Annotated in this window: 8 protein-coding genes; 5 read left to right on the forward strand and 3 right to left on the reverse strand. The window is 61.1% G+C overall.

The genetic code is table 11. The annotated features are described in order from the left end of the window. Positions 1-12: 12 nt before the first annotated feature. Positions 13-1,815 (reverse strand): acyl-CoA dehydrogenase, encoded by a 1,803-nt coding sequence (locus JKA62_RS07495; RefSeq protein ID WP_011332117.1) that lies wholly within the window; start codon positions 1,813-1,815, stop codon positions 13-15. A gap of 143 nt (positions 1,816-1,958) precedes the next feature. Beyond that, positions 1,959-5,912 carry a trifunctional transcriptional regulator/proline dehydrogenase/L-glutamate gamma-semialdehyde dehydrogenase gene (gene putA / locus JKA62_RS07500; RefSeq protein WP_201817162.1) on the reverse strand — a complete coding sequence of 1,318 codons (3,954 nt, stop codon included), beginning with the start codon at positions 5,910-5,912 and terminating at the stop codon, positions 1,959-1,961. 456 nt (positions 5,913-6,368) lie between these two features. Between putA and putP the strand changes: the two genes are divergently transcribed. The 5 genes from putP to JKA62_RS07525 all read left to right on the forward strand — a co-directional run bounded on the left by putP (position 6,369) and on the right by JKA62_RS07525 (position 12,583). Next, positions 6,369-7,853: a sodium/proline symporter PutP gene (gene putP, locus JKA62_RS07505; protein ID WP_011332119.1), complete on the forward strand. Its 1,485-nt coding sequence runs from the start codon at positions 6,369-6,371 to the stop codon at positions 7,851-7,853. Between the two features lie 227 nt (positions 7,854-8,080). Further along, entirely contained in the window at positions 8,081-10,096 is a 2,016-nt protein-coding gene (locus JKA62_RS07510; RefSeq protein WP_011332120.1) for a type VI secretion system Vgr family protein, read from the forward strand. Continuing rightward, entirely contained in the window at positions 10,086-10,793 is a 708-nt protein-coding gene (locus JKA62_RS07515) for a DUF4123 domain-containing protein (protein WP_041475121.1), read from the forward strand. The genes JKA62_RS07510 and JKA62_RS07515 overlap by 11 nt, the downstream gene beginning before the upstream one ends. A gap of 329 nt (positions 10,794-11,122) precedes the next feature. Further along, positions 11,123-11,440, forward strand: coding sequence for a hypothetical protein (locus JKA62_RS07520; protein WP_201817164.1), 318 nt, complete (start codon positions 11,123-11,125; stop codon positions 11,438-11,440). A 303-nt stretch (positions 11,441-11,743) separates the two neighbouring features. Further along, positions 11,744-12,583 carry a 23S rRNA (adenine(2030)-N(6))-methyltransferase RlmJ gene (locus tag JKA62_RS07525; RefSeq protein ID WP_201817167.1) on the forward strand — a complete coding sequence of 280 codons (840 nt, stop codon included), beginning with the start codon at positions 11,744-11,746 and terminating at the stop codon, positions 12,581-12,583. 49 nt (positions 12,584-12,632) lie between these two features. On the opposite strand, the gene msrA is transcribed toward JKA62_RS07525, so the two are convergent. Then, positions 12,633-13,298, reverse strand: a complete 666-nt coding sequence (gene msrA, locus JKA62_RS07530; protein WP_102716943.1) for a peptide-methionine (S)-S-oxide reductase MsrA — start codon at positions 13,296-13,298, stop codon at positions 12,633-12,635. Positions 13,299-13,389 lie beyond the last annotated feature (91 nt).

The raw sequence follows: 13,389 nt of genomic DNA on the forward strand, positions 1-13,389 counted from the left end.
ATCACCGTGGGATCAGAACCACGCATCCTGCATTGCCAGACACGTATCATCCCGCGCCTCCAGCAACGTCAGCTCATGCTGGCAGCCCGGCACTTCCCACGTCAGGAAATACCGCGCCGCCTGCAACTTGCCCTTATAGAAGTCGGCATCCGCCGCATTGCCTTTGGCCAACCCTTCCTCCGCCCGAATCGCCTGCTCCAGCCAGCGCCAGCCAATCACCGCATGCCCGAACACCTTCAGGTACAACGCCGAGTTCGCCAGGCTGCTGTTGACCTTGCCCTGAGCCAGGTCGGTCAGCAGACCAATGGTCACGCTCTGCAAGCGCGCCACCAGTTTCTCCAACGGCTCACGCAGTGCGGTCAAGGATTCGTACGGGACTGCGCGCTCGGCGGTGTTGGCGATCAGGCGAATCAGTTGCTTGAGCCCGGCACCACCGTTCTGCGCCAGTTTGCGTCCCAGCAAGTCCAGCGACTGAATGCCGTGAGTGCCTTCGTGGATCGGGTTCAGGCGATTGTCGCGGTAGTACTGCTCCACCGGGTATTCGCGGGTGTAACCGTGGCCGCCGAGAATCTGGATCGCCAGTTCGTTGGCCTTCAGGCAGAACTCGGACGGCCAGGATTTGACGATCGGCGTCAGCAAATCCAATAGCTCGTGAGCCTGTTTGCGCTCGGCTTCGATCTCCAGCGTGGTGGTGTCATCGAACAGGCGCGCCGCATACAGACCGAGATCGAACGCCCCTTCAACGTAGGATTTCTGTGTCAGCAGCATGCGTCTGACGTCCGCGTGCTGAATGATCGCCACCGGCGCCGTCGTCGGGTCCTTGCTGTCCGGCACCCGACCCTGCGGCCGTTCGCGGGCGTATTCCAGCGAGTACAGGTAACCGGCGTAACCGAGCATCACCGCGCCCATGCCGACACCGATCCGAGCTTCGTTCATCATCTGGAACATGTAGCTCAAGCCGTGATGCGGCTTGCCCACCAGATAACCGACGCACTCACCGTTATCGCCGAAGTTCAGCGCCGTAGACGTCGTTCCGCGCCAGCCCATCTTGTGGAACAGCCCGGCCAGCAGCACGTCGTTGCGCTTGCCCAGGCTGCCGTCATCGTTGACCAGAAACTTCGGCACGATGAACAGTGAAATACCTTTCACCCCGGCCGGCGCGTCCGGCAGCTTGGCCAGCACCATGTGCACGATGTTTTCCGAGAGCGGGTGGTCACCGCCGGAGATGAAGATCTTGTTGCCCTTGAGGCGATAAGTGCCGTCGGACGCAGGCTCGGCGCGGGTACGAATATCCGACAGCGACGAACCGGCATGGGGCTCGGTCAGGGCCATGGTGCCGAAGAAACGGCCGTCGATCATCGGTTGCAGGAAGCGTTGCTTCTGCTCTTCGGTGCCGAAACTTTCGATCAGGTTGGCCGCACCCATGGTCAGGAACGGATAGGAGGTCGACGCCGCGTTGGCTGACTGGAAGTGGGCGAAGCAGGCCTGGGACAACAGTGTGGGAAGTTGCATGCCGCCGGCGTCGAAACTGCGCGCCGCGTTGAGGAATCCGGCTTCGAGGAACGCATCCACCGCCGGTTTCACCTCGGGAATCAGAATTGCCTGACCGTTCTCGTAGCGCGGCTCGTTCTCGTCGCCCTTGCGGTTGTGCGGTGCGAAGTACTTCTCGGCGATGTTGCGCGCCGTGCCGATGGCGGCATCGAAGGTTTCGCGGTTGTGCTCGGCAAACCGCTCGCGCCGGGTCAGGCCCTCGGCATCGAGGACTTCGTACAGCTCGAAAGCCAGATTGCGGGAACTGAGCAGCGTCTCGGACATGGCGGCCTACCTTTTTTTGGAATGAGCCGAGTCTAGGCGTGCGAATAAAGGCTGAACAGGAAGATTGATAACGGTGATGGAGAGGCCAAAAAAATGGGCGCCGGTGAGGGCGCCCATTTTTATGTTGCTGACAGAGTTGCTGATTAACCGATGGTCATCAGACTGGCGTTGCCGCCTGCTGCCGCGGTGTTGACGCTCAACGCACGCTCGATCACCAGACGCTCCAGCGCAATGTTGGTCTCGCCCTGGGACAGGCCCTGAACCCCGACGATGGCGCCGGCACGCTTGGCGATCTGCTGGCAGACCGCACGCAACTGGTCGGAATGGCCGTGATGCAGAACCGCGTCGAACACCACGTCGTCCTTGTTCCAGTCGGAAACCAGTTTGATTCGCGCCTGAATTTCCTTCGGCAGGCGTGCGAACAATGCCTTGCTGGTGTCGAATTCCGGCCAGACTGCCGAACCGCCTACCGCCAGTACTGCAGCGAGTTGGGTCAGCAGATCACCTTCGATGTCCGCCAGGCACAGCACGTGCTCGCGCGGCAGGATCGCGTAGCTGTTCTTCTCGCCGGTCGGGCCGGCCAGTACGCGGGTGATACCGCTTTGCGACTGCGCCGCGTACTGCACGCACAGGGTGCTCAGGTCGGCGAACTTGTTGCTGTCGGCCCAGGCTTTCAGAGCGGTCAGCGGTTTGCTCATGGCGTCGCGCAGACGAACGTCCGGCGCCACGGCAGCATCAGCGCGAGCGAAGGATTGTTCGATGGCATCGGTAGGACGCGTCGACAGCAGACGGTACAGGTACAGCGGGCCACCGGCTTTCGGGCCAGTACCCGACAGGCCTTCACCACCGAATGGCTGGACGCCGACCACGGCACCCACGATGTTGCGGTTGACGTAGACGTTACCGGCGTTGACGTTGTCGATCACCTTGGCGATGGTCTCGTCGATGCGGGTGTGCACGCCGAGGGTCAGGCCGTAACCGGAGGCGTTGATCTGGGCGATCAACTGGTCGATCTCTTTACGCTTGTAGCGCACCACGTGCAGCACCGGGCCGAAGATCTCGCGTTGCAGTTCGTCGAAGCTTTCCAGCTCGATCAGGGTCGGCATGACGAAGGTGCCGCGTTTGACTTCCTCGGTATCGGCAATAGCCACCTGGTACACGTTGCGACCTTTGTCGCGCATGCCCTGGATGTGCTTCTCGATGCCGGCCTTGGCTTCGGCGTCGATCACCGGGCCGATGTCCACGGACAGGCGCTCCGGGTTGCCGAGACGGCTTTCAGCCATCGCACCTTTAAGCATTTCGATGACGCGATCAGCGGAATCTTCCTGCAAGCACAGGACGCGCAGGGCCGAGCAACGCTGACCGGCGCTGTCGAAGGCCGACGACACCACGTCGATCACCACCTGTTCGGTCAGTGCCGAAGAGTCGACGATCATCGCGTTCTGGCCGCCGGTTTCGGCGATCAGCGGAATCGGACGGCCCTGGTTGTCGAGGCGACCGGCGATGTTGCGTTGCAGCAGACGCGCGACTTCGGTGGAGCCGGTGAACATCACGCCTTTGACGCGTTCATCGCCGATCAGACCGGCGCCGACGGTTTCACCGCGACCCGGCAGCAGTTGCAGCACGCCTTCCGGAATCCCGGCTTCGAGCAGCAGGCGTACGGCTTGTGCGGCGACCAGCGGAGTCTGTTCGGCCGGTTTGGCCAGCACCGGGTTACCGGCGGCCAGTGCCGCGGCAACCTGGCCGCTGAAGATCGCCAGCGGGAAGTTCCATGGGCTGATGCACACCACCGGGCCCAGTGGGCGGTGGGCGTCGTTGCTGAAATCGTTGCGTGCCTGCACCGCGTAATAACGCAGGAAATCGACGGCTTCGCGGACTTCGGCGATGGCGTTGGCGAAGGTCTTGCCGGCTTCGCGGGCCAGCAGGCCCATCAGCGGCTGGATCTCGCCTTCCATCAAGTCAGCGGCACGTTCCAGAATCGCGGCACGTTCGGCCGGCGGGGTGGCCTGCCAGATCGGTGCGGCGTTCAGGGCGCATTGAATGGCGTTGTCGACGTCTTCGACCGTGGCTTCCTGCACATGGCCGACCACGTCACGCAGATCGGACGGGTTCAGCACCGGTGCCGGCGCTTCGTTGCTGGAGGCGCAACCGAGCATCGGCGCGGCTTTCCAGTTGTTGTGCGCGGTGGCCAGCAGGGCGCAGGACAGCGACGCCAGACGATGTTCGTTGGCCATGTCGATGCCGGCAGAGTTGGCGCGCTCGGAGCCATACAGGTCACGCGGCAGCGGGATGCGCGGGTGCGGCAGGCCGAAACCACCTTCCACGGTCGCCATCTGCTCGATCTGTGCCACCGGATCGGCCACCAGCTCCTGAATCGAAATCGACTGGTCGGCGATGCGGTTGACGAACGAGGTGTTGGCACCGTTTTCCAGCAGACGACGTACGAGGTACGCCAGCAGGGTTTCGTGGGTGCCGACCGGAGCGTACACGCGGCACGGACGGTTCAGCTTGCCTTCGGAAACCTTGCCTACAACCTGTTCGTACAACGGTTCGCCCATGCCGTGCAGGCACTGGAATTCGTACTGGCCCGGGTAATAGTTCTGACCGGCAATGTGATAAATCGCCGACAGGGTGTGGGCGTTGTGCGTAGCGAACTGCGGGTAAATGACTTCCGGCACCGACAACAGTTTGCGGGCGCAGGCGATGTAGGAAACGTCGGTGTACACCTTGCGGGTGTAGACCGGATAGCCTTCCAGGCCTTCGACCTGGGCGCGCTTGATTTCGCTGTCCCAGTACGCGCCTTTCACCAGACGGATCATCAGGCGATGACGGCTGCGGCGAGCCAGGTCGATCACGTAGTCGATCACGTACGGGCAACGCTTCTGGTAGGCCTGGATCACGAAACCGATGCCGTTCCAGCCGGTCAGTTGCGGCTCGAAGCACAGACGCTCGAGCAGATCCAGCGACAGCTCCAGGCGGTCGGCTTCTTCGGCGTCGATGTTCAGGCCGATGTCGTATTGCTTGGCCAGCAGGGTCAGCGACAGCAGGCGCGGGTACAGCTCGTCCATCACGCGCTCGTACTGGGCACGGCTGTAACGCGGGTGCAGGGCCGACAGCTTGATCGAGATGCCCGGACCTTCATAAATCCCACGGCCGTGGGACGCTTTGCCGATCGAGTGAATGGCTTGTTCGTACGAGGCCAGGTACTTCTGGGCGTCGTGTTCGGTCAGCGCCGCTTCACCGAGCATGTCGTAGGAATAGCGGAAACCCTTGGCTTCGAACTTGCTCGCGTTGGCCAGGGCTTCGGCGATGGTTTCGCCGGTAACGAACTGCTCGCCCATCAGGCGCATGGCCATGTCGACGCCCTTGCGGATCATCGGCTCGCCGCTCTTGCCGATGATGCGGCTCAGGGACGAAGTCAGGCCGGCTTCGTTGTGAGTGGAAACCAGTTTGCCGGTCAGCAGCAGACCCCAGGTCGCCGCGTTGACGAACAGCGACGGGCTGTTGCCCAAGTGCGGCTGCCAGTTGCCGTTGCTGATCTTGTCGCGGATCAGCGCATCGCGAGTGCCTTTGTCCGGGATCCGCAGCAGTGCTTCGGCCAGGCACATCAGCGCCACGCCTTCCTGGGACGACAGGGAAAATTCCTGCAACAGGCCCTGAACAATACCTGCACGACCGCCGGCACTCTTCTGGTTACGCAGTTTTTCCGCGATGGTTGCGGCGAGTTTGTTGGTGGCTTCGGCCATCGGCGCCGGCAGGCGCGCCTGCTCGATCAGCATCGGCACCACTTCCGGCTCGGGGCGTCGGTAAGCGGCGGTGATCGAGGCGCGCAGCACCGATTGCGGCAGGATGCTTTCGGCGAATTCGAGGAAGCATTGGTGAGCGTGATCGGTATGGACTTCGCCCGCGTCGTCGGCGTCCTTGGCGGTCAAACCGTTCAGCTCGGTCAGGGTTGCACCACCCTCGAGTTTTTCCAGGTAATTGAAAATTGCCTGCTTGATCAGCCAGTGCGGTGTGCGATCAATCGAGGTTGCGGCGGCCTTCAGGCGTTCGCGGGTCGGGTCGTCAAGTTTGACCCCAAGGGTGGTGGTAGCCATATTTTTATCCTCATAGGTGCCGCAGTTGCGCGACAACAGCTGGCGGCAAGATTAGCCGCGAGCCGAAACAGGTGCAACCGGGTGCAACCCTTTTTTGTCGGAATATTCTGCAGCTCGTCAGGAAATAATTTCTGGTACGAAAGTGCTGCTCTTGCTTGGTGCTTTTGCTTCTAGAAAAGCTGTGCGACTGCGTTAAAAGGGAGCAAAAAACCACTTCCGTAGGATAAATCCGACTGGGTGCAACTAATTCTCAAGAAACTGGTTGCACCTGTTTTGCTTTGTTGCATAGGATTCGCGCCCAAGGTGCAACCGGGGAAACCCGACGCACCGGCCAATGGCTTTCCTGGGGAAACATTGGTCATAAATGCGCGGCCGTGCGAATCGTCTGTCAGGCGTCAGTCTGCAAACGGTGCAACCGCCGCCGCTACATAAAAACAAAGCCAGGGCACGTACGTAATGAGCGCAAGCAATCCAACCCTGATCACGTTCGTGATCTACATCGCAGCAATGGTGCTGATCGGCTTCATGGCCTATCGCTCCACCAACAACCTTTCTGACTATATTCTGGGTGGCCGCAGCCTCGGCAGCGTGGTGACGGCATTGTCCGCCGGCGCTTCCGACATGAGCGGCTGGTTGCTGATGGGCCTGCCGGGCGCCATCTACATGTCCGGCCTGTCCGAAAGCTGGATCGCCATCGGCCTGATCGTCGGTGCCTACCTGAACTGGCTGTTCGTCGCCGGTCGTCTGCGTGTTCAGACCGAGCACAACGGCGATGCACTGACCCTGCCGGACTACTTCTCCAGCCGTTTCGAAGACAAGAGCGGTCTGCTGCGGATCATTTCGGCAGTGGTGATTCTGGTGTTCTTCACCATCTACTGCGCTTCCGGCATCGTGGCCGGTGCCCGTCTGTTCGAAAGCACCTTCGGCATGTCCTACGAGACAGCGCTGTGGGCCGGTGCTGCGGCGACGATTGCCTACACCTTCGTCGGCGGTTTCCTCGCGGTGAGCTGGACCGACACCGTACAAGCCACCCTGATGATCTTCGCCCTGCTGCTGACGCCGATCATCGTGCTGCTGGCTACCGGCGGTGTCGACACCACGTTCCTGGCGATCGAAGCACAGGACCCGAGCAACTTCGACATGCTCAAGGGCACCACTTTCATCGGCATCATCTCGCTGATGGGTTGGGGTCTGGGCTACTTCGGTCAGCCGCACATCCTGGCGCGCTTCATGGCCGCTGATTCGGTGAAATCCATCGCCAACGCCCGTCGCATCTCCATGACCTGGATGATCCTGTGCCTGGGCGGTACCGTGGCCGTGGGCTTCTTCGGTATCGCTTACTTCTCGGCGCACCCGGAGGTGGCAGGTCCAGTGACCGAAAACCACGAGCGTGTGTTCATCGAACTGGCGAAAATCCTGTTCAACCCGTGGATTGCAGGCGTGCTGTTGTCGGCTATTCTCGCGGCGGTGATGAGCACCCTGAGCTGCCAGTTGCTGGTGTGCTCGAGCGCCCTGACCGAAGACTTCTACAAGGCTTTCCTGCGTAAATCCGCTTCGCAAGTCGAACTGGTATGGGTCGGTCGCGCCATGGTGCTGCTGGTTGCACTGATCGCCATCGCGATGGCCGCCAACCCGGACAACCGTGTGCTGGGTCTGGTGTCCTACGCCTGGGCCGGTTTCGGTGCAGCCTTCGGTCCGGTCGTGCTGATCTCGGTGATCTGGAAGAAAATGACCCGTGACGGCGCACTGGCCGGCATCCTGGTCGGCGCGATCACCGTGATCGTGTGGAAGCATTTCGAACTGCTGGGTCTGTACGAAATCATTCCGGGCTTCATCTTCGCCAGCCTGGCGATCTACTTCGTCAGCCTGATGGGCCAGCCGAGCGCCGGTATGGTTCAGCGTTTTGAAGCGGCCGAGAAGGATTTCCATCTGAACAAGTGATGGGAATGAGCTGAGACTCACCAGAAAACGGCCCGCGTCCTAAAGGAAGCGGGCCGTTTTTTATTGCCTGCGATTTTTCTGAAGGAAAAGTCTGTAGTCGAATGCGCCGATTTTTGAAGGGGAGATCGAAGTTTCAAGTAGGGGAAATCTGATTTTTCGGTCACCCCGTCTTCACCCCTCGCGCCTCATGCAGAATCGCCCGCCCTCAATCTGCAGAGAGACATCGGATGTTCGCGCCTGCCAATCAACCGCGTTTCACGTTGACCGTCGAAGGCGCCCAGTTTGACCTCAAAGTCCTTGAGTTCACGGGCAAGGAAGCCATCAGCCAACCCTTTCGCTTTGACCTGGAGCTGGTCAGTGAACGGCCGGATCTGGATCTGGAAAGCCTGCTGCACTGTCAGGCTTTTCTGAGTTTTGATGAAGAAGGTTCCGGTATCCACGGTCAGATCTATCGGGTCGGGCAGGGGGATTCCGGCAAGCGTCTGACCCGCTATCACGTCAGCCTCGTTCCGCGTCTGGCCTACCTGGGTCATCGGATCAATCAGCGAATCTTCCAACATCAAAGCGTGCCGCAGATCGTGACGCAGATCCTCAAGGATCACGCGATCCTACGCGATGCCTTCGCGTTTCGCCTCGGCAGCGATTACCCGCCCCGTGAATATTGTGTGCAGTACGCCGAAAGCGATTTGGCGTTCATCCAGCGCCTGTGTGCCGAAGTCGGTATTCATTTTCACTTTCAGCACAGCCCGGACGGACATCTGTTGGTGTTCGGCGACGATCAGACGGTATTCCCGCGTCTGACCGAGCCGACGCTGTACCTGCCGGGAAGCGGCATGGCTGCATCGGCGCCGGCGATCAAGCGTTTCACCGTACGCGTTGAGACCCGCACCAGCGTGGTCACCCGGCGTGATTACGACTTCACCAAGCCCCGGCTGGCGCTGCAAAGTCGCGCCGAAAGCGAGCAGCGCCCGGTGCTGGAGGATTACCACTTTCCCGGCCAGTTCACCGAGCGCGAAACCGGCAAGCAACTGGCCCAGCGCACCCTTGAACGACATGTCGCCGACTACCGTCAGGCCGAGGGCCGCAGCGATCAATCCGCTCTCGTCAGCGGACATTTCCTGCAACTGACCGAGCATCCGCGCCAGGATCTGAATGACCTCTGGCTGCTGACTGCGATCGAGCACCGTGGCCGACAGCCGCAAGTGCTGGAGGAATCGGTGACCAGCGACGGTGATGACTTCCAGGGCTACCGAAATACCTTTTTCGCCACGCCGTGGGACGTGTTCTTCCGCCCGCCGCTGGGCCCGGAAAAACCACGGATGCTCGGCTATCAACCGGCCGTGGTCACCGGCCCGCAAGACAGTGAAATCCATTGCGACGAGTACGGTCGGGTCAAGGTGCAACTGGCCTGGGATCGCGACGGTGAACTCAACGAGCATTCCAGTTGCTGGCTGCGGGTCGCCAGCGGCTGGGCCCATGATCGTTATGGCAGCGTGCTGATCCCCCGAGTCGGCATGGAAGTGCTGGTGGGTTTCATCGATTCCGACGCCGACAAACCGCTGGTCATGGGTTGCCTGCCGAACGCCGCCACGCCGGTTCCGCTGGAGCTGCCGGCCGACAAGACCCGCAGCATTTTCCGCAGCCAGAGTAGTCCCGGCGGTGGGGGCTACAACGAATTGCGTATCGAAGATCGCAAAGGTGCCGAGGAAATCTACCTGCGCGCCCAGCGAAACTGGACCCAGCACGTATTGAACGATCAGCAGGTGCAGGTGGATAACCAGCGCAGCGTTGTCGTCACTGGTCTCGCTAAACACGAACTGAAGGCCGATGAGCAGCACATCACCCACGGCCAGCGCCAGACTGAAGTGAAGCAGGACGACCACCTCACGGTGACCGGCGACCGGCACATTCGCGTGAGCAATCAGGCGATCAACGCCAGTGCTCAATTCCACGTCAGCGCCGGCCAGCAGGTGGTGATCGACGGCGGGGCGAGCGCAACGATTCAGGCGGGCGGGCAGTGGATCAACATCGGCCCCGGCGGGATCTTCAGCAGCGTGCCGATTGTGGTGGGTGGTGCGCCGATGGCGGCGATAAGTGCGGCGCCGACGGTGCCGGGGTTGCCGGAAAAACTGGCGGCAGCCCCGGCTGCGATTCTGACTGCTGCGCAAATCATGAGCCTGAAAGGTGATGCGCCTTTCTGTGAAGAATGCGAGCGCTGCAAAGGTGGTGTCTGTGCAGCCTGATCAATGGTTGAAGGATGTGCCGCTGAAGCCGTCGGAGCAGTTGTTCGCGATTTTCAGTAGCGCCAGTGCGGCGGAGCCGCTGAAGGCCTGGCCGCTGAAAGCGCAGATGCCGAAACCGGTCTGGGCGGAAACGATCTATGCCGAGTGGGACGCGGTGATGCCCTACGTGGGAATCGTCGACGCGGGCAGTGAGTTTCTGGATTGGGTGGCGACCACGGAGTCTCGGGACTGGGGCTGGCTGGCGGTTTCTTCGGCGGGGCTTGAAGCGGTGGTCGAGCACTTTCGCAGTTTGACTCAGGTGCTGATGCCGGACGGGAAAGCGGTGTTTTTCCGGTTCTGGGATGGGCGGTTTTTGTTGCCGATCCTTGAGTCGTCCGAGGTGGATGCCGGGCAACTACTACCGGTCCTCACGCGAGGCTTGATCAATGGTCAGACCGTCGAGATCGGGGGCAGGGCGCGGGTCTCGGGTCGGGAGTTTCCTTGGTGGTCGGTGCCGGAAAAGCTGCTGGCGCAATTCGGCGATGATGCCCGGATCAACAACGCCTTGCAGTGGTTGAGCGAGGAGCAGCCGGCGTTGTTCGAAGCGTTCCCCGCCGATGTCTTGCGCTGCAAGGTTGTCAGGTTTTTTGCGGTTTCGGCGTCGGACGAATCGTCGGCTTCGGCATTGCTGGACTACTTGCGGGACGAGTCAGAGTGAAATTTCCGGGCAAAGGCTTCGGACGTTTCCCGCGAGTTGCGGCGGTTTGCGTGAACTGGTGGGCGCGGTGCTGCGGGGATAGTCTTTGGCTGTCTCCGCGAGTGGAGACAGGGCGTAGGAGCCCTGATTTCAGAGCAGTGCATAAGCGTCGTTGCCCGATTTGCGGCAGTCTTCGCTCGACCGTAAGATCCTTTGCGGCGGTTATGCGCGGGCACGCTTCGGCGTGGCTGAGTGCTCTGGTCTCAGTCCTCCTACCCCGCGCATGGCTGCCACCCAATCCTGTAGGAGGGAAACGGTGTGCGCCTCTTTCACTACCAGAGGATTAAACAATGAGCACGCTTCATCCAGATCCACCCTACGAGCCCTTCATCCCCCACCCCGACAACCGCCTCATGGCGCTGACCAGCAACTGCAACGACATGCCCACCCTGTTCATCGACACCCACGCCCCGCTCGACATCCTGATGGACGCCGCCAACTACCGCATCCGCGCCGTGATCCAGGTCCTGGAAAACATGTGCATGCGCGGCTCGGTCGAGTGCGACTCGTTCATCCTCAGCGACTTCGCCCAGCTCTGCGTGATTCCGTTGCGTGATGGCTGTGATGTCTTGGATGTGATTGGCCGCAGGTTGCGTGACCGGCCTTAGATCCCATCCCCTCACCCTAGCCCTCTCCCCGAGGGAGAGGGGACCGACCAAGGTGAATAGGTGACGTACGCCGACCTGCAACTTCGGTGGTGAACTTGGCTTGGCCAAGCCTTAGGTCGTGGTGATTTTTCAGGTCGATGCAAACCGAAAGATCACCTCGGTCAGTCCCCTCTCCCTCCGGGAGAGGGTTAGGGTGAGGGGTTTCTCAAGGATGTACCCGACAGCAAGACCACCCACTCAGCCCCCAACCCCTGACTTGCCGCCCGGTAAAAGGTAAACTTCACGGTCCTCGCAGGAGCAGCCATGAATTATCGTCACGCCTTCCATGCCGGCAATCACGCCGATGTGTTCAAACACCTGACCTTGACCCGCCTCATCGCCCTGATGTCGCGCAAGGAGCAGCCGTTTGCCTATCTCGACAGCCACGCCGGCATCGGTCTGTATGACCTGCAGGGTGATCAGGCCAACCGTACCGGCGAGTACCTGGAAGGCATCGCGCGGTTGTGGAACCAGCCGGATCTGCCGGCGCTGACCGCGGACTACATGAACGTGCTGCACGAGATGAACCCGGACGGCCAGTTGCGCTACTACCCGGGTTCGCCGGAACTGGCGCGGCGTCTGACCCGTTCCCAGGATCGTGTGTTGCTCAACGAGAAGCACCCGGAAGACGGCGTACTGCTCAAGGACAACATGAAGGGCGACCGCCGTGTGGCCGTGCATCTGGGCGAGGGCTGGCATGTGGCGCGGGCGCTGCTGCCGGTGGCCGAGAAGCGAGCGGTGATGCTGATCGATCCGCCGTTCGAGAAGCTCGACGAGATGCAGCGTTGTGCGGCGTCGCTGAGAGAGGCGATCTCGCGGATGCGCCAGACCGTCGCGGCGATCTGGTATCCGGTGAAGGATCAGCGCGCATTGCGTCGTTTCTATCAGGATCTGGCCGGCACCGGTGCGCCGAAGTTGCTGCGGGTCGAGTTGCTGGTGCATCCACTGGATACGCCGAACAGCCTTAACGGCTCTGGCCTGGCGATTGCCAATCCGCCGTGGGGGCTGGAGGAAGAATTGCGTGAGCTGCTGCCGTGGTTGTCCAAGAAACTGGGCCAGACCCAGGGTGGGTGGCAGATGGATTGGTTGATCGCCGAAAGCTGATCAACCGTCAATCGCTCCCACGCTAAGCGCGGGAGCGATCAAGGCGGGCTTAGTTACCTGCCAGACTCGGTGGCATGCACACGCCAGTGCCGCCAATCCCGCAATAGCCTTCCGGGTTTTTCGCCAGATACTGCTGGTGATAGGTCTCGGCGAAGTAAACCGTCGGGGCCTGTTCAATCTCGGTGCTGATTTCACCCAGACCCGCCTTCGACAGCTCAGCCTGATAAACGGCTTTGCTCTTCAGCGCCGCATCCAGTTGCTCCGGATGGGTCGCATAGATCACCGAGCGGTACTGAGTGCCGATGTCATTGCCCTGGCGCATGCCCTGCGTCGGGTTGTGCAATTCCCAGAACATCGCCAGCAGCTCTTCGTAGCTGACCTTGGCCTTGTCGAACACCACCAGCACCACTTCAGCGTGGCCGGTCAGGCCCGAGCAGACTTCTTCGTAGGTCGGGTTTGGCGTGTAACCGCCGGCGTAACCGACCACGGTGCTGACCACGCCTTCACGCTGCCAGAAGCGGCGCTCGGCACCCCAGAAGCAGCCCAGGCCGAAGATCGCGAAGTCGACGTCCTGAAAGAACGGACCAAGCAACGGCGTTTCGGTGAAAACAAAGTGTTTTTCAGGCAGGGCCATCGGGGTTTCGCGGCCAGGCAGAGCTTGTTCTTTAGTCGGTAGCACGTTTTTGTTCACCAGAATTTCCGAGCGCAGAACCATGATCGTTCCTCTCAGTCAGGATGGGATGTCTATAAGCTGACCCACAGTGTGCCCAATGATGCCCGGTTAATCACCAGGCAAAATGTGCGGA

The organism is Pseudomonas sp. B7, assembly GCF_016735645.1.
Classification (GTDB): Bacteria; Pseudomonadota; Gammaproteobacteria; order Pseudomonadales; family Pseudomonadaceae; genus Aquipseudomonas; species Aquipseudomonas glycinae.